The 25418-nt window shown below is 56.2% G+C and carries 20 protein-coding genes and 1 tRNA gene; 12 read left to right on the plus strand and 9 right to left on the minus strand.

The window, feature by feature from the left end; genetic code table 11:
• Positions 1-10: 10 nt before the first annotated feature.
• Positions 11-1186 carry a tRNA dihydrouridine synthase DusB gene (gene dusB, locus CKV99_RS01220; RefSeq protein WP_177178141.1) on the minus strand — a complete coding sequence of 392 codons (1176 nt, stop codon included), beginning with the start codon at positions 1184-1186 and terminating at the stop codon, positions 11-13.
• Between the two features lie 195 nt (positions 1187-1381).
• On the opposite strand from dusB, the gene CKV99_RS01225 reads away from it, so the two are divergent.
• The 8 genes from CKV99_RS01225 (at position 1382) to CKV99_RS01260 (ending at position 10208) form a co-directional block, all read left to right on the plus strand.
• Entirely contained in the window at positions 1382-2881 is a 1500-nt protein-coding gene (locus tag CKV99_RS01225; RefSeq protein ID WP_092260636.1) for an acetyl-CoA hydrolase/transferase family protein, read from the plus strand.
• A 644-nt stretch (positions 2882-3525) separates the two neighbouring features.
• A complete protein-coding gene (locus CKV99_RS01230; RefSeq protein ID WP_092260638.1) occupies positions 3526-4206 on the plus strand; it encodes a sugar transferase in 681 nt (226 codons plus the stop codon).
• Positions 4206-4760, plus strand: coding sequence for an adenylyltransferase/cytidyltransferase family protein (locus CKV99_RS01235; RefSeq protein WP_092260640.1), 555 nt, complete (start codon positions 4206-4208; stop codon positions 4758-4760). Before CKV99_RS01230 ends, CKV99_RS01235 begins: the two co-directional genes overlap by 1 nt.
• 129 nt (positions 4761-4889) lie before the next feature.
• The gene (locus CKV99_RS01240) at positions 4890-5558 is read left to right on the plus strand and encodes a CDP-alcohol phosphatidyltransferase family protein (RefSeq protein ID WP_231910125.1); all 669 of its coding nucleotides are present in this window, start codon (positions 4890-4892) and stop codon (positions 5556-5558) included.
• Positions 5551-6477 (plus strand): glycosyltransferase family 2 protein, encoded by a 927-nt coding sequence (locus tag CKV99_RS01245; RefSeq protein WP_092260644.1) that lies wholly within the window; start codon positions 5551-5553, stop codon positions 6475-6477. The genes CKV99_RS01240 and CKV99_RS01245 overlap by 8 nt, the downstream gene beginning before the upstream one ends.
• Complete coding sequence (locus CKV99_RS01250; protein WP_092260646.1) at positions 6477-7670, plus strand: Wzz/FepE/Etk N-terminal domain-containing protein; 1194 nt, start codon at positions 6477-6479, stop codon at positions 7668-7670. The genes CKV99_RS01245 and CKV99_RS01250 overlap by 1 nt, the downstream gene beginning before the upstream one ends.
• A 10-nt stretch (positions 7671-7680) precedes the next feature.
• Complete coding sequence (locus tag CKV99_RS01255; protein ID WP_092260648.1) at positions 7681-8910, plus strand: glycosyltransferase family 2 protein; 1230 nt, start codon at positions 7681-7683, stop codon at positions 8908-8910.
• A gap of 11 nt (positions 8911-8921) precedes the next feature.
• The gene (locus CKV99_RS01260; protein WP_092260694.1) at positions 8922-10208 is read left to right on the plus strand and encodes an O-antigen ligase family protein; all 1287 of its coding nucleotides are present in this window, start codon (positions 8922-8924) and stop codon (positions 10206-10208) included.
• On the opposite strand, the gene CKV99_RS01265 is transcribed toward CKV99_RS01260, so the two are convergent.
• Positions 10144-10776: a hypothetical protein gene (locus CKV99_RS01265; RefSeq protein ID WP_092260650.1), complete on the minus strand. Its 633-nt coding sequence runs from the start codon at positions 10774-10776 to the stop codon at positions 10144-10146. The genes CKV99_RS01260 and CKV99_RS01265 overlap by 65 nt on opposite strands.
• A 148-nt stretch (positions 10777-10924) precedes the next feature.
• On the opposite strand from CKV99_RS01265, the gene CKV99_RS01270 reads away from it, so the two are divergent.
• The 3 genes from CKV99_RS01270 (at position 10925) to CKV99_RS01280 (ending at position 16882) form a co-directional block, all read left to right on the plus strand.
• Positions 10925-12463, plus strand: coding sequence for a flippase (locus CKV99_RS01270; protein ID WP_231910126.1), 1539 nt, complete (start codon positions 10925-10927; stop codon positions 12461-12463).
• A 215-nt stretch (positions 12464-12678) separates the two neighbouring features.
• On the plus strand, positions 12679-16086 hold the full coding sequence (locus tag CKV99_RS01275) for a fibrinogen-like YCDxxxxGGGW domain-containing protein (RefSeq protein ID WP_092260654.1): 3408 nt from the start codon (positions 12679-12681) through the stop codon (positions 16084-16086).
• A complete protein-coding gene (locus CKV99_RS01280) occupies positions 16079-16882 on the plus strand; it encodes a WecB/TagA/CpsF family glycosyltransferase (protein WP_092260656.1) in 804 nt (267 codons plus the stop codon). Before CKV99_RS01275 ends, CKV99_RS01280 begins: the two co-directional genes overlap by 8 nt.
• A 154-nt stretch (positions 16883-17036) precedes the next feature.
• Here the strand turns inward: CKV99_RS01280 and cydC are convergent, their stop codons facing one another.
• Genes cydC through CKV99_RS01300 form a run of 4 tightly spaced genes read right to left on the minus strand, consistent with a single transcriptional unit; the run spans position 17037 to position 22725 of the window.
• Positions 17037-18563 carry a thiol reductant ABC exporter subunit CydC gene (cydC, locus tag CKV99_RS01285; protein ID WP_092260658.1) on the minus strand — a complete coding sequence of 509 codons (1527 nt, stop codon included), beginning with the start codon at positions 18561-18563 and terminating at the stop codon, positions 17037-17039.
• Positions 18560-20116 (minus strand): ABC transporter ATP-binding protein/permease, encoded by a 1557-nt coding sequence (locus CKV99_RS01290; RefSeq protein WP_169872591.1) that lies wholly within the window; start codon positions 20114-20116, stop codon positions 18560-18562. The genes cydC and CKV99_RS01290 overlap by 4 nt, the downstream gene beginning before the upstream one ends.
• Positions 20117-20119: 3 nt before the next feature.
• Positions 20120-21124 carry a cytochrome d ubiquinol oxidase subunit II gene (gene cydB, locus CKV99_RS01295; protein WP_092260660.1) on the minus strand — a complete coding sequence of 335 codons (1005 nt, stop codon included), beginning with the start codon at positions 21122-21124 and terminating at the stop codon, positions 20120-20122.
• Positions 21124-22725 carry a cytochrome ubiquinol oxidase subunit I gene (locus tag CKV99_RS01300; protein WP_092260662.1) on the minus strand — a complete coding sequence of 534 codons (1602 nt, stop codon included), beginning with the start codon at positions 22723-22725 and terminating at the stop codon, positions 21124-21126. Before CKV99_RS01300 ends, cydB begins: the two co-directional genes overlap by 1 nt.
• 169 nt (positions 22726-22894) lie before the next feature.
• On the opposite strand from CKV99_RS01300, the gene CKV99_RS01305 reads away from it, so the two are divergent.
• Positions 22895-22970, plus strand: a tRNA-Lys gene (locus CKV99_RS01305).
• A gap of 97 nt (positions 22971-23067) precedes the next feature.
• Here CKV99_RS01305 and CKV99_RS01310 read toward each other — a convergent pair.
• The 3 genes from CKV99_RS01310 to CKV99_RS01320 all read right to left on the minus strand — a co-directional run bounded on the left by CKV99_RS01310 (position 23068) and on the right by CKV99_RS01320 (position 25416).
• The gene (locus tag CKV99_RS01310) at positions 23068-24135 is read right to left on the minus strand and encodes a tyrosine-type recombinase/integrase (RefSeq protein WP_143063478.1); all 1068 of its coding nucleotides are present in this window, start codon (positions 24133-24135) and stop codon (positions 23068-23070) included.
• Between the two features lie 52 nt (positions 24136-24187).
• A complete protein-coding gene (locus CKV99_RS01315; protein WP_092260666.1) occupies positions 24188-24382 on the minus strand; it encodes a helix-turn-helix transcriptional regulator in 195 nt (64 codons plus the stop codon).
• Between the two features lie 65 nt (positions 24383-24447).
• Entirely contained in the window at positions 24448-25416 is a 969-nt protein-coding gene (locus tag CKV99_RS01320; protein WP_092260668.1) for an FtsK/SpoIIIE domain-containing protein, read from the minus strand.
• Between the last annotated feature and the right edge of the window lie 2 nt (positions 25417-25418).

Consider the following 25418-nt stretch of genomic DNA (forward strand, 5'->3'; position numbering starts at 1 on the left):
AACGAGCACTCTAGCCGCCGTTATTCTCAATTTCTGCGCCTTCGGGTACTGTCTCATCTTCTGGATCATCAAGCCATCCGTCGGGCAGCGCGACTTTCGACGGGGACCCTTGGCGCCCGCGTGCACCATCGGCGTCCTCGGCTCGGGCATCGGATTCGGCCCAGGGTGCGAGCTTGTCACGCAGTTCGCTTAACGACGAAACGTGCGCTAATTCTTTCCGCACCTCACCTCCCACGGGATAGCCACGCAAATACCAGCCAATATGCTTACGAATATCGCGGCAGGCATGGTGTTGCCCAGAGTGCTCAGCAAGGAGCTCGGCGTGGCGATAGATGATGTGTGTGACTGTGCCCAGCGTGGGGTCGTCGGGGATGGGCTCGCCCCGCAGTTGGGCGCCCAACTGGGCGAAGAGCCACGGGCGTCCAAGGCAGCCGCGCCCTACTTCCACGCCGGCGCAGCCGGTGTGGGCCATCATCCGTGCGGCGTCGTCGGCGGCGAAGATGTCGCCGTTGCCAAGGACCGGGACGTTGGTGCCCTCCATGTGCTCAACAAGGCGGGTAATCTCATCCCAGTGTGCCTGGCCCGAGTAGCGCTCGGCAGCGGTGCGCGCATGGAGGGTAACGGCTGCAGCGCCTTCTTCGGCGGCGATGCGTCCGGCGTCGAAATGCGTATGTGTTTCTTCGTCGATCCCAATTCGGAACTTCACGGTGATAGGAATTCCCGATCCTTCGGCGGCGCGGACAGCGGCCGAGACGATATTGCCGTAGAGGCGGCGTTTATAAGGGATCGCTGATCCACCACCGCGCCGGGTGACCTTAGGTACAGGGCACCCAAAGTTCATATCGACGTGGTCGGCCATGTCTTGTTCCACGATCTGGCGAACGGCTTTGTAGGTGTATTCGGGGTCGACTGTATATAACTGCATGGACCGAGGGGTCTCCACGTCCGCGAACTTGGTCATATGCAGTGTTTTCTCATTGCCCTCCACAAGGGCGCGGGCGGTAATCATCTCACACACATATAACCCAGACGATGTCCCGGTAAGCTCTTCCTCAATCTCTCGGCACAGCACGCGAAACGGCATGTTTGTCACGCCTGCCATCGGGGCAAGGATGACAGGCGAGTCGAGGTTGAGCGTGCCAATACGCAGTGTGGGCTGGGCAGTAGAGAGAGTCACGCTGGCCATTGTCCCAAGGAGGGTCCCAATTTCCAAACGTGGTTTTTCGGTGTTCGTTGTCACGCGTGAAAGGTCGCACTAACAGTACGGGGGTACTGGTGGGGGGAATCGGCACATGCTGTGGCGTGGAGATGAAACCTGGGTCACAATATGCTGGAATGTATTAACTGACACTCCCTACGAGCACAGAGGTGACTTCATACTATGAGCGATCGAATTCTCAATGACCAGCTCCGCGGCAAGGTGATGTCCGCAGAAGAAGCAGCACAATTTATCAATAACGGTGACAACGTCGGTATCTCCGGCTTCACCGGCGCCGGCTACCCGAAGGCCCTACCAAAGGCGATCGCCGAAAAGGCGAAGGAAGCTCACGGTCGTGGCGAAGAATTCAAGATCAACGTCTTTTCTGGTGCCTCCACCGCTGATGATTGCGATGGTGTGCTCGCAGAAGCAAATGCGATCAACTTCCGTACCCCGTACAACTCTGACAAGACGCTGCGTGGTCAGTTCAATTCTGGTGAGGCGTTCTACTCGGACGTTCACCTATCTCATTTGGGCCAGCAGGTTGTCCAGGGCTTCTTCGGTGACATGCAGGTAGCGATCATCGAGGCCACGAAGATTAAGGAAGACGGCGCCATTGTGCCGTCGTCGGCCGTAGGTAACAACGTTGAATACGTAGAGGCTGCAGACAAGGTCATCATCGAGGTTAACTCCTGGCAGTCGGAGGACCTTGAGGGCATGCACGATATCTACGTCCCTGAGCGTCTGTGGGACCGCAAGCCATTCGAGATCACCAACGTGGGCGACCGCATCGGCGAGACCGTCCATCGCATTGACCCATCCAAGATCGTCGCTGTGGTTGAGACCAACGAAGCGGACCGCAATGCACCTTTTAAGGCGCCAGACGAGGTTTCCGAGAAGATTGCAGCAAACTTCCTCCAGTTCCTCGAGGATGAGGTAGCAGCAGGCCGCCTAACCTACGACAACTACATCATGCAGTCCGGCGTGGGCAATGTCCCTAACGCTGTGATGGCAGGCCTGTTGGACTCCAAGTTCGAGAACATTACCGCCTATACCGAGGTCATCCAGGATGGCATGCTCGACCTGATCGACGCCGGCAAGATGTCTACGGCATCGGCAACTTCGTTCTCCCTGTCTCCTGGGGCAGCGCAGCGCATGAACGAAAACGCTGACTTCTACAACAAGCACATCATCCTGCGCCCACAGGCAATTTCGAACCACCCAGAGATCATCCGTCGTGTTGGTCTGATCGCCACTAATGGCCTGATCGAGGCGGATCTGTTCGGTAACGTCAACTCCACCAACGTCTCGGGTGCGAAGGTGATGAACGGTATCGGTGGCTCTGGCGACTTCACCCGCAACGCCTACATCTCGTCTTTCATCACCCCATCCGTGGCGAAGGACGGCGCAATCTCCTGCATCGTCCCCTTCTCCTCCCACATCGACCACACCGAGCATGATGTGATGGTGATTGTGACTGAGCAGGGTTACGCAGACCTGCGTGGCCTGGCACCACGCCAACGCGCACGCAAGATGATTGAGATTGCACACCCTGACTACCGCCCGTTGCTGGAGGAGTACCTTGAGCGCGGCGAGGCCAATGGTGGACACACCCCAGTGGACTTGCCAACTGCGTTCGAGTTCCATACTCGCCTTGCAGAAACCGGCACCATGAAGAAGTAGTGCTCGAAGAAAGTAGCCAAGCTACTTTCAGAATTCACCCGGCTGTGTGACTCCGTACAAGGAGATCACGCCGCCGGGTTTTTACTTGCCCAGACTGCTCCTTCTGAATTGGTTGACGCGCTTGAACCGTCGATTCCGCTGGGCAAGTTACCCCCACACCAGGCCCTCAGAGCTACGCGTTAAGAGTGAGTTTAATCACATCATCATGATGAAAGAAGGTCAAACTCTCTAATTCTTCGCGTGCTTCAGTGGCTAAGGTTAGCCTAATGTTACGAGTTGCGCTTATCGAATATTAAACTAATCTATACCTCTTTATCAGCCTTAACTGGAGCGCACTGGGCCCACCTTCAAGGAGATATAAAAGATTGTTATCGGTCTTTCAACTTCTGAAAATGTGCTGACCATGATGGATGTAGAGATATCAAGTTGGATTTTGGGGGGTTTATTCCATTCATGCTCAATGAAGCGTTTTCATTATATGTTCGATAATTAGTTAAAGCTTACTTGCTTCTAATCTCAGTTTCATTAAACTAAGGGTTTCTTAGGTAATGAATTTTTGCTTTGCCACGATTCAGGATCGTCTCAGAGAAAGTTCTCCGGGCGAAGTGTGAGTCATTGCCAATGCTGCGAACAAGGAATGAAATATGGCGATGGTATTGCGGGACCTTTCGCCCTGGAGCCCAACCTCCAGGGGAAGGCAACGGACTGTTCTATATCGGCCTTTGAAAAGATGTGTGGATATAACAATTTCTTCTGCGGCTCTGATCCTGCTGAGCCCAGTGATGTTAGTGATTGCCCTTATTGTCAAACTTGATGATGGTGGCCCTGTTCTTTTCCACCAGCGCCGAGTGGGGCATAACGGAAAAGAGTTCACCATGCTGAAATTTCGTACGATGAGAACCGATGCGGAGGAGCTGCTGCCAGAGGTCACCTACGCCCAAGCAGAAGGAGAACTAAAAAACGATCCGAAGCTATTCAAGCTTAAAAAGGATCCCCGAATTATTCGCTCCGGTACTTTGTTGCGCCAGTTCAGCTTGGATGAGCTGCCACAGTTTTTCAATGTGCTTGTCGGAGACATGAGCTTGATTGGTCCACGGCCACCGCTGGTTCGTGAAGTTGATCAGTACTGCGATGAGGAAAAGCGCCGTTTGAGCGTCAAACCGGGAATGACCGGTCTGTGGCAGGTATCAGGGCGCTCCAATTTGACCTGGGAGGAAACTATCAAACGCGACCTCTACTATGTCGACAATCACAACTCTTTGTTAGATTTTCGAATTTTCCTGAAGACTTTCAAAGCTGTTCTATCTCGAGATGGAGCCTACTAATGCAACAGCGTCCGTCGGATGAAGGAAAAGTGCAGAAAGAAAACGCGAGTGACAGCAAAGATAAGTGCGCAGCAGTCGGCTATGTGCCTGGTGGGTTTGATATGTTCCATATCGGTCACCTGAATATCCTTCGCAAAGCACGAGAGCGTTGTGAATATCTTGTGGTCGGTGTTGCTACCGACGAATCCCTTGCCAGGATGAAAGGCCGACCACCGGTTGTGCCTCTAGCAGAAAGAATAGAAATTATTTCTAGTCTGCGCTTTGTCGATGAGGTGGTCACTGATATTGACCTGAACAAACAGGTTGCCTGGCGGCGCCGACCGTTCGATGTGCTCTTTAAAGGCGATGATTGGAAAGGTACAGACAAAGGACACCGCTTAGAGGAAGAACTCGCTGCCGTCGGCGCGCGGGTGGAGTACTTGCCCTATACGCCAACTACATCATCAACGCTGTTGCGACAGTTTCTCACTCGAGAAGTTAGCGAAGAAAACAAGGCTGGTATCGCCCACGGTAACAACATCTCCTCTTCTCACGGTTTGAGAAAGAACATCTAGATGAGCAAGGAAACAAGATCGAAAAACCCGAGGAGCAATCATCTACGCCCTCCAGTTAATGGGACTGCCAAACAGCGGTACCGGTGGGCGATACGTTCTCTTTCGGCGGCACAGAAACCAGCGCAAGGGGTGCCGGCGTACACCCGTTGGGTCAATCGTCGCGGCGCACGTGTAGTCGCGGCCTTTGCTTATGCGTTGGGGTGGACACCGAATATGGTCACCGTTATTTCTGCGACATTGTCGCTGATCGGAATGGTAGTTATCATTTTTGCCCCACCGGTAGGGTGGACGGGGATAGTCGCCGCGATCTTCTTCGCCGCTGGGTATCTTTTTGACTCGGCAGATGGGCAGCTGGCGCGTGTCAGCGCAACATCCTCGGCAACTGGTGAATGGGTGGACCACGTTGTTGATGCTTTTCGGTCTCCAGCAATCCATGTTGCAGTAGCGTTCGCCATAGTGCTGCACCGGCCTGATTATGCCTGGCTTGCTGTCGTTGCAGTCGGATACTCGATAGTGACAAGTGGGCAGTTTCTGAGCCAGATTTTGGCTGAGGCCCTGATCCGCAAAGCTGGCAGAGCTCAAACCCGCGGGGGAAATCTCAGATCGTGGATTCTATTACCTACTGACCCGGGCGTTCTGTGTTGGACGTTCATTCTGTGGGGCAGCGCTTCGCTGTTTTCTGTCGGATACGGGCTACTAGCGGCAGTGGCCGTTGCCCACGCACTGGTATCCATGAGACGGCGCTATCGGGATTTGCGGGCCCTAGACGTTGCTGGGCAGGAGGCGCGCCTTGCCTAAGCTTAGCGTCATCCTCCCCGCCCAGAATGCTGCCAGCACCGTCGCACGGGCTGTGTCCTCAACCCTGCGGGCATTACCGTCAGACGCAGAACTTGTCGTTCTTGATGATGGCTCAACTGATCACACGGCAGCCAGTGCCCGAGCTGGAGGGACCCGAAAAGGTGTCGTCGATAAGCGACTTCGAGTAGAAAGACGTGACGGTTCAGGAGGGATAGCCACTGCGCTTAACTGGCTGCTGCACCATACTGACTCGGACTTTGTAGCGCGGATGGACGCCGATGATATCTGCTTGCCGTGGCGGTTTCATACTCCAGTTCGCGCCCTTGAATGCGGTGATGATGTCGTCTTTTCACAAGTGAACAACTTTACTGGGCGGAAGTTGAAACCGGCAGCTCCCGTGCCTATCCCGCCGGATGCTTTTCCGGTTCATCTCTTGCTTACTAACCCTGTCTCGCACCCAGCGATGGTGGCGCAAAGGTCAACCTTAGAAACTCTTGGTGGCTATCGCGAAGTCCCAGCGGAAGACTATGACCTGTGGATGCGGGCAGCGCTGCACGGCGCTCGCCTCCGCAGGGTAGCAAGTTGGGGGCTGTTGTACCGGGTCCACCCAGAACAGATCACCGCCTCGCCCACATGGAGGCACGCTTCATGGCGCGATCCGCAGCAGGCTGAAACCTTTGCTCAGCTGAGCAAAAAAATCACCGGGGTCACACTCGAACGCCTTGTGTCTATTGCACTTGCACCCCCAGAGGAAAAAGATGCACAACTGCGACACTTCGAAGATGCTGTTCTGTCAGCCATCAACGAGCTGACAGGCCCGCAGCGACTCATTGTGAAAAACAAGCTGCATGCTCGCCTGGCGTGGGCCCGCAGCTATACTCACGAAACTACGTACACGGATCAAAACAGAGGTCACTGATGAAAACGGAGAACTATATCGAACACGCATCTGAAGGCTTTGATGGCATAGGGGCAATTCTGCGTCGTCGAAAAGCCTGGGTGGCGGCCGGGGTAATCTTGGGCCTGCTGGCTGCATTGGTGTTTACTCAGCTTGTGCCACGGCAGTACACCGCAACAGCACATGTGCACATAAGCGCACCAAAAGACGCCCAAGGCTCAGGAAAGTCATCGAAAAACGCGATCGATATGGATTCGCAGCGGGAGTTAGCTGGGTCAGAAAAGACGGCAAACGCTGCAGCCGACAAGCTTGGTGGTTCATGGACCAGCAGGGAGCTTCTCGACGGGGTCGAAGTCGGAGGTGATACAGAAAGCACCATCATGAGCGTGTCTTTTACTGCTGAATCTGCTGAACGCGCAGTGGAAGGTGCGACAGGAATGGCGCAGGCCTTTATCCAGGTCGGGGCTGATTCCGCCAAAAAACAACACAACACTGCCGTAGCAGCAATCGATGAGCAAATTAAGCAGCAACAAGAGGCACTGGGCGCTCTGCAGAACTCTACTACCTGGCTTACCGAAGTTGAGCAGTCTCAGGCTGGTTCCTTGCGCGACTTTATTACTGATCTCCAAGAGCGTCGCATCGAGCTTGAAACAACGGGAGATTTGAACCGGGAGATTATTACCGGGGCTGAAGCGAACCCAGTTACTTCGGGTCTCTCTGTGCTTCAGGCGTTGTTCCTCGGGCTAATAGGAGGTCTTGCCCTTGGTGTTGTCCTTGCCCTCATTGCTCATGCTACTTCTCGCAGACCCGCAGATAGCGCAGAAATAGCAAGGATCGTCGGTGCGCCAATCTTCCGCCCAACGGCCACAGCAGGAGATGATACTGATACTCGGTGGAATTTAGCGACAATCTTCGCAGGCCACGCAATCGGTCAGGGGAAAAAAGCAGCGTTGCTTTTCGACGACCGCAACGACGCTTCCAGTAATGCAGCAAAGACAATGGCCAATAGCCTTGGCGCTGATTTGTACGGGGTAAAAGACAGCTGGATCGACGCGATAAAATTTGCAGGTGTTGTTGACGCGGTTGTGATTATTTTAGCTTCAACCTGGACGAAAGACGCCATCCGACGTCTGCGGGCTGATCTAGACAAGGTGGACGCGAACGTGGTGGGCGTTGTGGTCGCTGATGCGAAACCAGAGCCGGTTGGGAAATAGGGCGGAGATAATGAGTACGGCTGAAAACCAACCGTTGATCGGGGTGGTCAATGCAGAAGATCGAACTCTGACAGTAATCTCTGGTTCGCCTCAAGCACAGGAAGCTTATGTTGTTGTCCGCTCACACGATAAAACTGTGGGCTATCAGCGCCTCACCGGATATCAATCGCAAGAAGAACTGATTGAGGAAGCAAGTGCAGCCAGTGTTGATCAACCTCGTCGCAGGCCGTGGACGGCAGGGCAGGGTGAAGGACATTTTGCCACGGTGATCATCTGCACGACGGGAACTAACCAACTCCTGCTTCGTGCGGTGGCTGCAGTTTTAGAACAACAACACCAAGATTTTGAACTTATCGTTGTAGACAACGCACCTCAGACTGGAAATGTGCGCAAGGTGTTATCGTCGATTGATGATCCGCGGCTCCGGATTGTTGACGAGCCACAGGCGGGACTATCGCGTGCCCGCAACACAGGAGTGGCACATGCACGCGCTGACCTTGTCGCCTTCACAGATGATGATGCACTTGCTCACCCAGGCTGGTTAGGGGCGCTTATCGACGTGTTCGCTGCCGATCCGGGCCGCGCGATTGGAGCAGTCACTGGACCTGTTTTTCCAGCTGAACTTGTGACCGAGGCGCAGCGCTACTTCGAAGCCAGGGGCGGCTTCCCGAAAACCCTGAGTCCCACGGTGTGGGCCTTAGGCGATCTGCTTGATCAAGTTAGTATCTTCGGCGATCCCGGCGAAGGGGGACCCCTGTACCCGATGACCACGGCCCGGATCGGGGCTGGAGTATCTATGGCTTTTCGTCGTCAAGCACTATCTGAAATGGGCTCTTTCGACATCTGCCTTGGCGCTGGAACAAAAGCGCGCGGGGCAGAAGACCTCGATGCCTTCGCACGCATCCTGCGGCTCGGCTACGCTATCGTGACCACACCAGATGCGGTGATGTACCACAGTCACCGCGTGGACCTAGCAGGGCTGAAAGCTCAGGCTTATGGCGATGGAGCAGGAATGGCAGCTTTATTAACAAAGTCAGTGATGCAAAACCCGGCAACCGTGTTGACCCTCGCGCGGCGCATCCCGGCTGTGCTGCGCCGCGTTGCACCGGGCTCGCAAAGGATGAGAGGATCTGAACCAGGGGTCCCTCCAGAACTGGCGCGACATGAGGTCTGCGGGTTCGTGAGCGGACCTGGCCTTTTCTTGTGTACAGTCGCGCGTCAGAGCTGTGGAAGGCGATAACCATGCCCTCCATGTCGCAGTTGACGCGGTCTGTTCTTCCCGCATGGCCGGTCACGTTACCGTTTGCAGCCTATGTTGTTTGGTGGCTTGTCGGAGTCGGGGATTTCATTTGGATTATTGCCGCAGCACTGATGGTGCTGACCTGGGCCGGACGAAAAAACATGCGCTTTCCGGTGGTGATGTGGTTGTGGTTGGTCTACTTGATCTGGGTAGTGGCATCGCTAGCCATGAATGACACCACAGGAAGAGCACTCGGAGCGATCTATCGGTTTCTTCTTTATGCCAGCGCTGGCCTATTTGCACTCCATATCTTTAATGCGCGAACGACAGTGACTGTGCGGCGCATGGGGAATGCAATGGTGTGGTTTCTTGTTGGCATGACAGCGGCTGGCTACCTGGCACTCGCTTTCCCGACCTTAACAATACGCACCCCCATGTCATACCTCATTCCGAACTCACTGCAACAGAATGAATTGATCGCAGACATGGTGATTCGCCATACCACGCACTGGAATCCGGACGCGTGGATTGAACAGGCTGTGCGGCCTGTCGCCCCGTTTCTCTACGCCAATACATGGGGAAATGTGTACTCGCTGCTGCTTCCGCTGGTGCTCATCCACCTGTGGGTGATGTGGCATACCCGCCAACGATGGTGGATTATCGCTGTGATACTGCTCAGTGTGCTTCCTGCGCTTAGTACGCTTAATCGTGGCATGTTCATCGGTCTTGCAGTGGTGGGTGTGTGGGTCGCGGTGCAGGCCCTGCGTCGTGGAGCGTTCCTAATCACAGGTATGTGGGCGGCAGTGGGCGCCCTCGCGCTCGGAGGATGGGTAGCATCCCCGTTCGGGTTCAATCTGATTGCCCGGGTAACACAGACCGAGTCGACGCAAGACCGTCGCGTGTTGTACAGAGACACCATCGCAGGGACGATGGAATCGCCCCTGTTCGGCTTCGGTTCACCACGGCCTGCTGCAGAGTCGTGGCTGCCTTCTGTCGGTACTCAGGGCCAGCTGTGGACGGTAATGTACTCGCACGGCTTTATCGGCCTAGGCCTTTTCCTCGGATTCCTTGTCTGCGTCCTGGCGCTGATGTGGAAGCGCCAGGACCCTGTTGGTGCGGTACTCGGTGGTATTGTTGCCGCAACACTGGTTGAAACCATATTTTACGGAATGATGACCGGTATCTTTATCACGATGGTTGCAGTTGGTCTTGGGCTGCGGGCAGACACAATCGTTAACAGTTCGGATCGTCCGGGAAAGTTAACTCGGACAAGGTCCACAGCTGGCCGTTTCGGGTGAAGGTGAGCAGCATGCGTGACCGGCCCTGGTCTTCCGAGGAACTAATCACGTTATTGTTTTCGTCGAGGGTTCGCACATCAGAGTTGTCTACGCACACATCATGGGTCACGGTGTCAGGCTGGGGGGACTCCACTTCCCGCGTGCTTGTTACGGATACATCACCGTCAAGACGTAGTCCGGTAGTTTCAAGTTCAATGCGTTGGTTGTCGATGTCTTCAGTGGCCTGCCCGGAGAGGACTTGAGACATGTCGCGCACCACGGTGGGTTCTTTCAAAACGGTGTGGATCGCATTCAGCGTATCTTCGATAAAGGCTTGGTCTACTCGTGCAGACGTCTCCACTGCGGGGACTGGGGCCCCAGTGGTGATATCCGGCTGTTCGTCCTGTGGGTGTGTCTCTCGTCCTACAACTTCTTGGCCATCCTTTGAGGCCGAATCAGCTGTGACAGCGCTGTCTTGCTGTGTGGACGCACCCGAGAATTCTTCGTTGGGTTGCGCACACGATGCGACGCTGAGAGCGAGAGCTAGAGCTGCAAGCGAACCGAGCGAGCGGATAGGACCACGTTTCATAATGCCCACTTTCCTAAGAAAAAATGAGGTGCCGAATGGCAAAAGGAGCTATCAACTAAGTAGGACTTAGCAATAGTTTAGTTTCACTGTTGAATACTGTATCACTATAAAGAATATTTTAAGAAACCTGTGAGAGTGAGGCACACTCGTGAAACGTTCGATGAACAGAAGGGGAGGGGCCGCGGTGGGCACAGGCAAGGAAGATGTCGAGCGACGTGAACTGGCGCGCGGAAGTGCTTTGAGCTTTGTTGGTTCTGTTACAAGTGCGGTGCTTGGTTTTGTGCTCACTATCGTGATTACGCGCCTTTTGGGTGCTGACGGAGCCGGAATAGTTTTTCAGGCCACAGGTGTGTTCGCGGTGGTTATGGCTTTCGCGAAGTTTGGAATGGACTCCACCTCGGTGTACTTGCTACCACGATTGCTTGTCGACGATCCCCGCCAGGTCCGTGGCGCACTTAATGCGTGCCTGGCAATAGCGGTGGGATTCGGGTTGGTGCTGGTGGCAATAGTTGAGTTGCTTGCCCCTTGGCTGTGGGGCGACCAGCGCGAGGAATTACTGCACTCTGTGCAGGCAATCGTGTTGTTTGTCCCCTTTGGTGCTGTTTTTCTCATTTTGTCTGCATCACTTCGCGCTCTGGGGTCTGTGGTGGAGTATGTGCTGGTGTCCAACATTGCGGTTCCTGTGCTCCGACCTCCACTTGTCGCTATCGCGGCGGTAGCTGTTGGATCAGCGGTGGCGGTCAGTGTTGCGTGGGCGGTACCGCTTGCCATGATGGCGCTGGTAGCAGGGCTTCTGATACTGCGTCGGTTGCGTGTTATCGAAGCAGGTGTACCTGGCCCGATCTTTCCCGGGCGGCCGCGGTGGGTAGAGATCTGGAAATTCTCCGTGCCGCGGACAATAGCCGCCGGCCTCGAGCAGGCCATTGTCTGGTTTGATATTCTCCTGGTGGGGTGGCTGGCTAGCGATTATGCAGCGGGTATCTATGGCGGTGCGACACGATTTGTCCAAGCCGGTTTGCTGGTTGATGCTGCATTGCGGGTTATAGTGTCTCCCCGCTTTTCGGCTTTGCTGCACCAGGGGGCTAGCAAACAAGTACAAGCACTCTATGTCACAGCTTCATCGTGGCTGGTGTTGCTGGGCACTCCGGCATATGTTCTGCTTGCCTTTTTCTCCCCAGTGTTTCTGGAGCTATTGGGAGACGAATTTACGCAGGGTTCAGTAGCACTGAGCATCCTGGCCGTTGGTATGGCGATTACTTTTTTGGCCGGAAATATTCACTCGCTGCTAATCATGAGTGGCCGTTCTGGCTGGGCTGCAACAAACAAGTTCATTGTTTTGATCGTCAATGTCACCGGAAACCTCCTGTTGATCCCGCATTTCGGGATTGAGGGGGCCGCAATCGCGTGGGCATTGTGTATGGCTTTGGACGCAGCACTTGCTTCGATCCAGGTCAGGATCTTCCTCCGGATTACTCCGAGTTTGATTGACGTTGTCCGGCCTTTTCTCATCGTGGTTATTTCTTTTGGGGTACCAGCTTTATTGGTTCGGTCGCAAGTGGGCAATTCGCTTGCCGGGATGCTCTTTACGGTTCTTGCCGGTGGCATTCTGTACTGCGCCGCGTGTTGGTGGTGGCGTAAGCCACTGCGGATCTCTGGTTTAACGTCGATGGTAAGTAAGAGGAAATAGGCGCAAACGAGACAGAATCAACCGCGGGGTAGGCTACCTAATGAAAGCTAAGGAAAAGATAATAAGCGCTGCTGTCTAGGGTGGTTTGATGGGGGTAGGAAATTCTCTTAAATCGGAAATTAGCCTTAGATGGATTTCAGGCTATGCTTAGTTTCTATTGAAAGCTTGTCCTGTCCTTGTTGGGCAGCCGATTTAACCATCCAAGGCGGTTTTTAGTGAAGTTGCACAATTATGTCTCTGCTCTCGTTCTCGGCATCGCACTTACCCTGGGCCTCGCCGCGATACCTTCCCAATCCGCCGCTCTGGCAACGGCTCAAGAAAACAATGTTGAGGCCCCACCACGCGATGGGTCCTCGCCGGAGCGAGCGGCTGCCTCATGCTGGGCGATCAAACAAGAAAACCCGGGTAGTCCCGACGGTAGCTATTGGTTACTTTCCCCAGGAATGGAGCAGCCGCAGGAATTCTTCTGTGATCAAACTATGGATGGTGGCGGCTGGGTCATGGTCGGACGTGGCCGCGAGGGGTGGGACACCTACCCCCAGGGGCAGGGAGATCCCGCTGCGCTCACCCAGCGCAGCAGGACCCCTGCGGACTTTAAGCCAGTGCAACTGCCTGAAAAAACAATCAACGGCCTGCTGTCCGGCCGGGCGGTCAACAGCCTCAACGATGGTTTTCGGGTGGTGCGTGCTACCCGAACATCTGGTGGGCCATGGCAAAGGGTAGATATCATTCCTGACCGTATGAAGGAGTGGACGTGGGCACTGCCGAGCGAGGATTCTGCTCGTTTCCGATTTGATGGCTCCCGCTGGTACCGCACTGATGTGATGGACCAACCATTTGGCAGAAACCACGGGACTGGAAGAATCGACTTGCTGATGACGCGGCAGCGTAATTACCAGGGTGGGTTTGGTTTTGGAACGTTTGTTTTTGGTGGCAATACTGACGCCAACAATTTCTTATGGACTCCTACCCGGAGGCATCCGCTGCCTTATTCCGAGGTGTACCTGCGTCCAGAGATTGCTAACGACGACCCTGGGTTTCAGCGGGTGCCGGATGCCGGTACTGAGGCGATTGAGCAACGCGCCCTGGTTTCCAACTTTGCTGCGCCGACCGACTGGGGTGTCACTGGTAACCTCACCGGTCGCACAGCAGAAGGAAACTCCCAGGGTCAGGCCTTTGCTCAGATCGGGGACACGATCTATGTTGGCGGTAACTTTACTGCAGCAACTCAGCGATCAACCCGAACCAATGTGCCCCGGACCGCTTTGGCAGCGTTTGACAAAAACACCGGTGAGCTGCGCCACGAGTTTAATGTGCAGTTTGATAACCAAGTCAAAGCTTTGTTGGCCATGCCCAATGGGAAACTCCTCGTTGGTGGTGAGTTCACCACGGTGAACGGACAGCCCCGGGCAGGCACTGTTCTTCTTGACCCGGTGACGGGTGCGGTGGATGAATCGTGGTCTTTAGAGGTGACCTCTCGTTTGTCCAACGGCATTATTTCCGTGCGTAGTTTCGCCCTGACAGATGAGCACGTGTACATTGGCGGTGCTTTTACACACCTGCGAGACGCGAACCGGGATTGGGTGTACGCGCGTTCAGCTGCACGTGTCTCCCACACCGGTGCACCAGACCGTGATTGGAATCCAGCATTTAACGGTTCTGTGATCGATATTGATACTTCTTCCGATGGCCAGCGGTTCTATGCCGGCGGCTATTTTACGGAATCAAATAAGAATACTGCGCATAAAGCTGCTATCTTGTCCACTGCTCCCGGAGCCGCGCCGGTGGACCCGAATTGGCGGTTTGAAGGTTCTGCACGTTATAGCAACAATTTCCAACAGGCGGTGCAGGAGAACGGTGGGCTGCTGTTTTTCGGTGGATCCCAGCACGCGTTGTTTGGTTACGATACCAATACATTGGAGCGGCGCTCAGGGTCCATCACAAAGCTTGACGGCGGTGACTTCCAGGCGATTGCAGGTAATGACGACATCACGTACGCGGGTTGTCACTGCTCAGACAACACTTACCAGGGTGCCTACACGTGGCCGCCGATGAACCCTGATTGGCAACAAGTAGACAATATTCAATGGTTTGGTGCCTGGGATTCACAAACGGGCGAACAGCTTGGGGATTTCAGCCCTTACTTCTTGAGGTCCAATAATGCTGGTGCGTGGAGCCTGTTCCTCGACTCCGATGGTGCTCTGTGGGCTGGCGGTGACTTTACTGGCTCACGCACCTCACCAACCAGGGCACAGTGGAACGGCGGTTTTGTGAAGTACCCGCCACGTGACGCAGTCGCTCCAGCAACGCCACAGGGTGCCGCAATTCGTGGTGTCACCGGCGAGGGAGTAATCCTGGAATGGAGTCCCATCCACGATGCAGCCCACTACGAAATCATCCGCGATGACAGAGTGATTGCGACAACGACGAACACCGAACTGACCGTTGCTCCCGGTGGTGAGAATCGCTTCTTTATCCGCGCTGTTGATGAGGCGGGGAATCGTTCAGCTTCGACTCCGTTGCTCCACACAGAGGTAGATCTTGACGAGGTTGTTGATGAAGCAGTCCTGATCGCCGTCGGTGCAGACTGGTTCTATTCCTATAATGCTGGCACACCGCAGGATGACTGGGCCCAACCAGGAGCGGATTACGGAGCGTGGGAGATCGGCGCTGCTCCTTTAGGCTACGGGGGTACTGATTTAGGCACCGAGTTTGATGTTCCTGCTGCTGCGCAACGACCAATCACCACGTGGTTTGCTCACCAATTTGAGGTCCCAGATCCAACAACGTTTTCGCAGGCAACCTTGAGTTTTATTGCTGATGATGGGGCAGTGGTATATGTCAACGGGCATGAGGTCAACCGTACCCGCATGTCTGAAGGACCTGTTTCGCCGACAACTTTTGCAAACGCCGCGATCTCAGCAGCTAGGGCTGCTGAGGAGCGGGTTGAGGTGGAGATTCCGTCCTACCTTCTTAAGCGAGGAACAAACACTGTCGCAGTGGAATCACATCTTAACTACCGGGCTAGCCGCTCCTTGACCTTTGATGCACAGTTGGAGGTGACTGACTTTGGCCCCGCACCGCAACCGCCAGCGCGTCCGATTGATCTTGTCCCTGCTGGGGATGACTGGGCAATGTGGTCGCAGTCTGCTGCCCCTGCTGATGATTGGATGAGTTCAGCTCAGCTCAATTCGTGGCAAACGGCAACGGCGCCGGTGGGGTGGGGGCATGACCAGCTTGCAACTGAGCTGAACCCACCGGTGGCTCAAAGACCAGTGGTGAGCTACTTCGTCCGTGATTTTGAGTTCGACTCCACTGAGGTATCGGATCCGCTCAATGCCACGGTGCAGATAACAACGCGTGCCGACGATGGCGCCGTGGTTTATCTCAACGGTGAAGAGATTGGACGGAAACGGATTTCTGATGGGCCTGTGACCCACAGAACCTATGCCAACGCTGCCGTTAATGCGAGACGTGCTCTCGAAGATTTATTGGTCATTGAGCTTCCTGTGTCTGTCCTGCGTGAAGGCAATAACCGGTTGGCTGTATCAACGCATCTGAATTACCGCAGGACGCCGTCAATGTCTTTCGACACGAATGTGCAGGTAGTACCTCATGCGTGAGAATGATTCGGTGGAGAGCAAACGCCGTGAATCCGCCAAGAAGCGTTCGGCTAGCCCCACGGCTAGCCCAGCGGTGGCAGCTACCCCCGCAGTGAAGGCCTTTGCCTTGAGCATGAACCAGCCCGGCACTGTAGCGACATGGCTGAATCATTGGTCTGTGCAGCGTGCTCGCTGGTCCGCGCTGGCTCAGATCGATCTGATTGGTGTTGATGGAACCTTGCTGCAAATGCTGTTGCGTACCTATGGGTTCCCCCTGTCGCGCACTTCGGCTGACTTAGTCCTCCCAGTATTCTTCGGTGAAGTGGCAGAACCTGGAACCCGGGTGGCATTGATTGGTGCAAAACCAGGAGTTGCGCAGAGAAGTGCCAAGAAACTACAACACACCTATCGTCTTGTTGCTTGTGGCTTCGACGGTTATGGGCAGTTGGGCACGTTGAGAGACAATCCAGAAGAGCTGGCCCAGTTTGCTCCTGATGTGATCGTGTTGGGGCTCGGGGCAGGTCTCCAAGATGAAGTGGCAGTGGAATTTCACAGGCATTTTCCCCAGGCCATTATCTGTACTGCCGGGGGCTGGATTGATCAGTTTGCTGCCAAGCAGCAGTACTTCCCCGCCTGGGTTCACCGGCTTCGATTGGGCTGGGCATGGCGAATTTATCATGAGCCACGCCGTCTGCTAGGTCGCTACACCCGTGACGCGTTGGGGTTCTTGGTCGGCCATCGTCGGGTGATTCGCAAAATCCTTGCGCTGCCACATCAGGCCACCATCACTGGTCTACAACGCGCCGAGACAGCATAAGCCCCTAGCAGGCCGGAGTTTTTAGTGGCAACTGCCTGGTTTGGCGGCCATGATTCACTTGGGCTGTTTCTCCAGGATGCTTAAAGGGGCCCAACCAAGCCCGCCTCCACGGATTCCACCTCCTAAAATGCCCCAGCCCTCGTCGCAGAGTGCGTTAACCCACAGGCTTGAACACCTCTACCCCCACCGGCCCGTCGGTGTGCGCAACCACGATCACGGTGCGCCACGCACGGGCCCCTGGCAGTGGCTGGTGGAGCAGCATGTCCAGCACTGCGTCTGCGGCATCGGGGGAGAGGTGCTCGGTTGGCTCGTCGAGAAGCAGCACGTCAGCATCACTGCATAATGCACGCGCCAACAACAGGCGGCGACGCTGCCCGCTGGATAGGGACTCGGCACCGTCGGCAAGCACGAAGTCGAGGTCGAACTCGAACCCGACTGCCTCGAGTACTTCCGCCATGAGTGCGTCGGTGGCTTCAGGTGCCGCCACATGAATATTTTCGCGCACGGAGGTGGAAAAGAGCCATCCGTCTTCGGCGAAAAAACGGGCAGATGCAGGCCGGGTCACCTGTCCGGAAGCCACAGGTACGAGGCCCGCCACCGTTTCCAGCATTGTGGTCTTGCCGCAGCCTGATGGTCCGCGCACCAGCATTCGGTCACCAGCGGGTAGACAGAAATTCCACACGGTATCTCCATAAACGGTGTGCAAGTCGCGGGCGTGCACTGCAGAGGTCTCAGTCCGCTCGGGGTGGTCTTGGCTCCGCGTATCGACGAGCCCTCGCAGCCTGCGCACCGACACGGACGCGTCCGCACCGTGAATGGCTGCCGTAGCAAGGGGGCCGTGAGCCTCAAACGCCGCGAGAGGAATCATCACGAGCATGCCTAACCACACCGGATTCCCTGAGTAGCCAGTAACCGCAATCACGGTGACTAACAGCGCTGCGATACCGGTAGCCCAGGCCTGAATCCCATCGGACAGCGCCTCCGGGCGTTGTGCTGCTACCATTTCAGCACTGGAGCGGCGCGATGCTTCAACAGCCGCTTCTAATTGTGCGTCGGCACGCCCCGCAGCCTGGTACTCCACGCGGTGCTCCAGCACAGCATCGAGGCGAACCTGGAAATCATCGGCTGCGTCGATGTGGCTGCGGCGGGCGTTCACGCGCACCGCAATCCATGGAATGAGGATCCCTGTTGCAGCCATCGCCAACGCCATCACGACAGCTGCGAGAGGGTGCAGCCACGCAGTAAACGCAACGGCTGCAACGGACAACACAAGTGCCACACCCACCGGGATCACCGTGCGGACGATGAAATCCGTGACCCGTTCAGTGTCAGCCACCAGCCGGATATGGCCTTCGCCACGGCTGACGGGGTGCGCAGAATGTGCCATCGCGTCGTACACGCGAGCCCGCAGCGTCGTCAGGGCACGAAGGCCCAATTTGTGGGAGACCAACCGGTCGATATAGCGAAACACCGCCCGCGAAATACCCAAAGCACGGACGGCAGTAATTGCTACCGACAGGTGCAATACCGGGGGCATTTCCCACGCACGTGTGATCAGCCAGCCCGACAACACAGTCAGCGCCAGCGCCGCCAGTAATGTGATAGAACCGGCCAACACACTGAGCACAATATCGCGGCGGCGCACACCAGCCAGCTGCACAAGATAACGAGCATCACTCATAGCCACACCACCTCATCAGCAATCTCAAGCACTCGGTGATCGTGGCTTGCCACCACGATCGCACAGCCATCGTCGGCACGCGCACGCACAGCATCTAGTACCACGGGCACAAGGTCGGGGGACAAGTGCGCGGTCGGCTCGTCGAGAAGCACCACGCGGGAGGGCTTCGCCAACGTCCTACTCAGACCGATGCGCTGCAGTTGGCCTGCCGACACCCCGTCGCCCCGCGGCCCAACTGGATGGTCGAGAGGAACATCCAAGGCCACCGCTTCCCGGGTATCATCGCTTGTCGACGAGCCCAGCAGAACTAAATTGTCTTCAACCGTGCCCGGTACAGTCGCCGGGCGCGCTGGCAGGTAGGCAATGTCATCGTCCACAGTGATGCAACCACTGACGCTGCTGTCGGGTAAAACGCCCAGGGTCGCCAGAAACACGGTGGACTTGCCGGAACCATTTGGCCCAGCCAGTACCGTGATGGAACCCGGGGTGGCCTCGAATGAGAGATGCGCCGGCCGCGCCCCATCCCTGCCCTGCACGGTGAGGTCGGTGGCACGCAGGCCCTCCCCGGCGTTGGCACGCCTGCGATAACTACCCGAGACGGCTGGCTGGGCGTCGATGAGCGTGAGAAGCTGCTCGGCTGCTTCCAACCCGTCAACAGCTGCGTGATAATTCGTCCCCACTTGGCGCACCGGGTTAAAAACCTCAGGCACGATAATGAGCACCACCAGGCCTGCCACTAAGTCCATCTCGCCGTACACCAAACGCAGACCGATACTGACGGCAACAAGAGCCACCGACAAAGTGGCCAGAAACTCCAGGGCAAACGACGATAAAAACGCCAGCCGTAGCACACCCATTGTGGCTTTTTCATGGCGCTGGCCGGTCTCGCGGATCTGGCGGCCGGGCTGTTCGGTGGCGTGCATCGCACCTAACGTCGGCGCGCCAGCGAGCAGGTCAGCCAATTGCTGGCCGAGACCCGAGGTGACGCGGAGGCGACGCTTCGTATGGGAGTCGGTGAGTTTGCCAATCAAAATCATAAACGCCGGTATCAGCGGCAGCGTGACCAGAGCGAACACGCCGGACACCCAGTCAAACACGAATACCGTGATCAGCGCTGCGGGAGTGGCGATCACAAGCGCGATGAGCGACGGCAAGAAATCGGTGAGGTAGGGGCGGAAATCTTCCAGCCCCTGGGTGAGCACGTGACGCCACGTGCCCGCATTTTCCTGGACTTCGCGGGGGTCGCGCCGGGACAGGGCGCGCAGTCCTTGCTCGCGCAGCACGTCGACGGTGTCGCCCACGGCGGTATTGGAGGAGCGCTTGGCCCACCACGCGACCACGCCATGGGCGATGACCACAACGGCGAGTGCTGCAACGAGTCCACGGTCGTTGACCTCCCTGCCGGTCACCGCAGAGGCAGCGATCACACCGATGAGCACGCCACGGGCAATGACAAGCGCCGTAGTAAGACCTTGGGCGACGCCCGTGCGCCACAGGAGGCGACGCACGGGCGGAACGAGTTGGATCAGTCGGGGATCAACCGGTGAAGCCACGGGTTAAACCCTCACCCGCTTTCGGAACGACCAGTAGGCCCAGCCTTGTCCAACCAGAACCAGCGGCAGGAAGAGCACCGCGGCCCATGTCATGACCTTGAGCGTGTACGGGTTTGACGCCGCCGAATAGATATCCAAACCAGGGTACTGGCTTGTCGACGGCAAGACGTCCGGGAAGAGAGAACCGAACAGGAGCACGCCGAGCCCAAGGATGGTAAAACAGGTCAAGGTGAATGCCCAACCATCGTGTTCGGCACGCGTGACGACGATCCCCGCGATCAGCGCAACAGCCGCAACAATCAGTGGGATCCAAGTCCAGCTCTTTCCGTAGTCCAGCTGCATCCACACCAAATAAGCGGCGGCGACAACCACAGTGGGCAGTGCCAGGGCCTTCAGCGCGATCGAGTGCATACGCCTGCGTAGTGGCTCCTCGGCTTTGAAACCCACGAAGAGGGCACCGTGCAGAGCGAAGACCAAGGCGAAGGCGAGACCACCGAGAAGGCCCTGCGGGTTGAGCAGGCCTAAGAAACCATCGGTAAACGAATTCAGGCGGCCGTTTTCATTTAGAGGCACACCGGCCACAATGTTGGTAAACGCCACACCCCACAGGATCGCAGGCAGGTAGGAGCCGATGATGGTGGCAATGTCGCATTTCTTGCGCCACGCGATGGTGTCTACCTTCACGCGCCACTCAATTCCCACGCCGCGCACGATCAGTGCCAGCAGGATAAGCAACAGCGGGAGGTAAAAACCGGAGAACAACGTGGCGTACCACTCTGGGAATGCCGCGAAGATTGCAGCGCCACCGGTAATCAACCACACTTCGTTACCGTCCCAGACAGGGCCAATAGTGGTGACTTGCGCGGTACGGCGACGATCATTTTCCTCTTCCGTTGCACCGCCCACGAACGGCAGAAGCATGCCCACACCAAAGTCGAAGCCTTCAAGAATGAAATAACCGATAAAGAAAAACGCGATAAAGAAAAACCAGATTGAGTTGAGCTCCATTACTTTTCACGGTCCTTCAGGCTGGTGCTCCCAGTGCTCCCAGAACTCTCCGGGGTCATAGCGCCACTGGATTGTGCGTCGTTACGCGTAGTGCTAAACGACAGCGGAGCCAACTCCGAATCCTCATCTGGGCCGTAGGTGACCTCGGCGAGATGTTTCGAATCGCCCTCGGCCAAGCCAGGCTGGTCCATGCCCTTGCGGACGTACATGCGCATCAGGTAGAACCAAATGATCGCCAAGATACCGTAGAGGGCCGTAAACGCGATCAAGGAGAACCACACTTGCCACGTGGCGTGATCGGACACGCCAAAATCCACAATCATGTGAATCTTGTGCTCTCCGCCAGGCGAATTAGTGCCCTGGTAAGCCGGGTTCGGATGCACAATCCACGGCTGGCGCCCCATCTCTGTGAACACCCAACCAGAGAAGTTAGACAGCCAGGGTGCAGGCAACGCCCACAGCGCCAGGGTTCCCATCCACTTCGCCTCGGGCACGCGATTCTTGCGTGTCACCCAAAGCGCAACCAGTGCCATGATGACCGGAATCACCATGAAGCCAATCATGAGGCGGAACGACCAATACGTGACAAACAGGTTCGGAGTATAGTTGCCCGGGCCATACAGCATCTCATACTGAGCCTGCAGCTCCATGACACCCTGCAGCTCAACGCCGCTCAATTTGCCTTCGGCCAAGAACGGGAGGACGAACGGAACGCCAATCAGCTGAACCGCAGATTCGCAGTCATTCATCGTCGAGATCGACAGGACAGAGAAATGCGGGTCCATCTCGGTGTGGCACAAAGCCTCGGCCGAGGCCATCTTCATCGGCTGCTGGGTGAACATCAACTTGGCCAAGAAGTCACCGGTCAGGGCGATTCCCACGGCGGAGATCATAATCACCCAAGAACCGAAGCGGGTGCAATCGCGCCAAATCGTTGCAGCGTGGCCCTGTGGATCCCCCTGACGTTTCTCGCGGATCATCCACCACCCAGCAATGGCACACACGAAGGTGCCCGCTAGGAACCACGATCCAAACACAGCGTGCGGGAACCCCTGCATTGCAGTGGGGTTGGTCAGCAGAGCGAAGAAATCGACCAGCTCAGCACGGTCAGTCTCTGGGTTGTACACCGCACCCACTGGGTGCTGCATAAACGAGTTGGCCACGATGATGAAATACGCAGACATGTGCACCGCGACGGACACAATCCAGATCAAGGCGAGGTGCGCCCATTGAGGTACGCGGCCCCACCCGAAGATCCAAACGCCAAGGAAAATCGATTCGAAGAAGAATGCTGCTAATCCCTCAAAGGCCAGCGGGGCGCCGAATACATCGCCGACGAAACTAGAATACTCTGACCAGTTCATGCCGAACTGGAATTCCTGAACAATGCCGGTGACCACACCAGTGGCGAAGTTGATAAGAAAAAGATTGCCGAAAAATCGGGTGGCTCGGTACCAGGCTTCATTGCCTGTCCTGTGCCAAATGGTTTGCATGATCGCCACCATCGGTGCCAAACCAATGGTGAGCGGAACAAAGATGTAGTGGTACACCGTGGTGATACCGAACTGCCATCTGGAAATATCGACTAAGTCGAGTTCCATCGGAAAACTCCCTAATAAAACTGTCATAGCGTCAGCAAGAATGCTCCACTCGTATATTTAGTCGGAAAAGGGCATTAATTAGTTCCTGGGGGTAGTAAATAACCTATAAAGGGGTCAATTGGACCCGATTTCGTAGTTGCTATTCCCACGCGCTAAAATGTTTCACGTTGGGCCTTTAGCTCAGTTGGTAGAGCTACGGACTTTTAATCCGCAGGTCGCGGGTTCGATCCCCGCAGGGCCCACCACAGTTTATGCAGGTCATGTCTCAAATTTGGTTTGTATGAACTCACCAAAGCGCTGTTGCAGCACCGCTTTGGACTGGCTGCGGACGGTGACACATTTTTAGTCGCCGTCCGCAGTTCTGTTTTCTGTCTTTCTTCTTGCCTCTTGGTCCACCTTTGCTCGTGCTGCCTCCAGGTCCAAGCGCGACGCCACCCCTTCTAGTCCTGATGGGAAAACGCTGATGTAATGATCTAGGGTAACTGCTGCACTGCGATGGCCAAGCAGTCTGGCCACCTCCACCACCGATGCGCCGGCAGCAACGGCCAAGCTCGCGCACGTGTCTCGCAAATTATGTGGGGTGGTGTGTGGCAGGTCTAGCTGGTCACAGGCGTCGCGTAGCAGCGTGCGAAATCGGTCTTGTGAGAGGCGATGCTGAGGGTACTCGTAAAAGTGAAATAGCGGTTGATGCGGTGCCCGGAGCTCTTCATCTAATGTTTCTATCCACTCTACCAGCATCGTTGTCACCGTAGCGGGCACTGGTAAAAGGCGTGTCTCATGGGTTTTCGTATCCGACAGCGCACGCTGATCCCCCTTACCGATACGAGCGAACGCCTTAGATACAGCCAAAGTGCGAGACGATACATCAAAGTCCCCCACATTCAGCCCGGCAAGCTCTCCGACGCGCGTACCACAGTACCCCGACACCAACACCATCAATCGGTAACGCTGATCAGGCATAGCCCACGCCAACTCCCATAACTGCTCGTGGGTCAACGGGCGAATCTCACCAGGACGATCAGCAGGAAGCCCCAGCTTAACCGCAGGATTCACGGGGATGGCGCGATCCTCAAAAGCCACCTCCAACACCTGACGCAACACCCCAACAGATAATCGAACAGTTGAGCTAGACGCATCCTTGCCGAGCTCTTTCGCCCACGCACGGACAGCTGATCGACGAATCTCACTAACCGGCGTAGCACCCCAACGCGGCAACACATACTTAGCCAAAATCCCATCCTGACGAGTATGAGTCGCCGCTGCTCGGTGTGGTCGTACCAACTGCCACGTCTGGGCCCACGCCGAGAACAAACGTCGGCCACCCTCCAAATCCGCACCACCGAAAAGAGCGTTCTTCTGCTCCACCTCCCACGCAACCGCAGCACGACGAGACGAAAAGGTCCGACTCACGACCACACGGTTGTCCTTGTAAATCCGGACACGCCAGCGGCTCCCACGCTTATCAATCGACACGGGACTCCTCAACCCACTTTTCGACCTCTGAACGCCGAAAACGCTTTACACCACCGAACTGATAATGTGGCGGCACGCTCACAGTCCCAGACGCCACCCAGCCGCGAAACGTCGAATCCGGTATCCCCAGCATCCTTGCGACCTCTGACACCCTCAGAAACTCGTCTTCAACCTGATCAGCCATGACCAGCTCCTTTCAACTTTTCGTTTTAAACTCCCGCCCGCGCAAGCGCGGTTGGGAACAAATCATTAGTCCTCGTGATTGCCGTAGAGCTCCGGAAATTCCTCACTAACCACAGTGTGAAACTCCCCCATTCGATCAAGATTCAGCAGAAACTCCAGGTCACACGAAAGGACATGTGCCCGATAACGGCCATAATCAAGATACGGCCCCTTAAAAACCGTGCGAGGAATCCGCGGCGTCTCAATCATCGCTACACCCGGAGGCTGAGCCTTGACCGTCTCAATCTCACCAGGCTCAATATCCGGGTACAACATGCGATACGCCTCACCCGAAGACTGCCGAAACGTCACCCTAAGCGGGATATTCTCCCTGGCAGCACCACCAATAATGTCCGCATCAGCACGCTGAGCAATCAGCACCAACCTAATGCCGGCCTTAGCAGACTCCGCCACCAACGACGACAACAACGACAAAAACACAGGCGCCTTTTTCGGCTTCTTGCGGTCCGTCTCCGCGGCATCAGCCGCCCTCAAACGCTGCACAATGCCCGGGAACTCCTCAAAAACAGCCACGATCAGCGGAAACCCCGCCGAAAACTCCGCCAGCTTATCCGCGCCAATATCGGACAACAAGCGATTACGTCGATTCATTTCCTCAACAAGCTGCCGCATGAACACCAAAACCGCGTCCAAGTCCCCGCCGTCGGTAACGATCCACGGATCCGACAAACCACGCTGCTGAAACGGACCCAGCAAAATCCCGGTGAGATCAACGCCAACGACGCGCACAAACGGCTCGGTCGCAAGCTGGGACAGGAACGAATAGCTCCACACGCTTTTCCCCGAACGCGTCTGACCAGTAACAATAGCATGCGCCTCCGAAATCAAATCCAGCTTCACCAGCGGCCCCGTCAGAGCCCGGCCCACCGAAATCCCACACTCACGCACGCGAACCATCGACATCACCACCAGAGGAATCGGGGCGCTGCCAGTAAGCAGGGCCCTCCAGCTCCGCATCAAGAACAGAAGACCCATCG

The organism is Corynebacterium cystitidis, assembly GCF_900187295.1.
GTDB classification, from domain to species: Bacteria; Actinomycetota; Actinomycetes; order Mycobacteriales; family Mycobacteriaceae; genus Corynebacterium; species Corynebacterium cystitidis.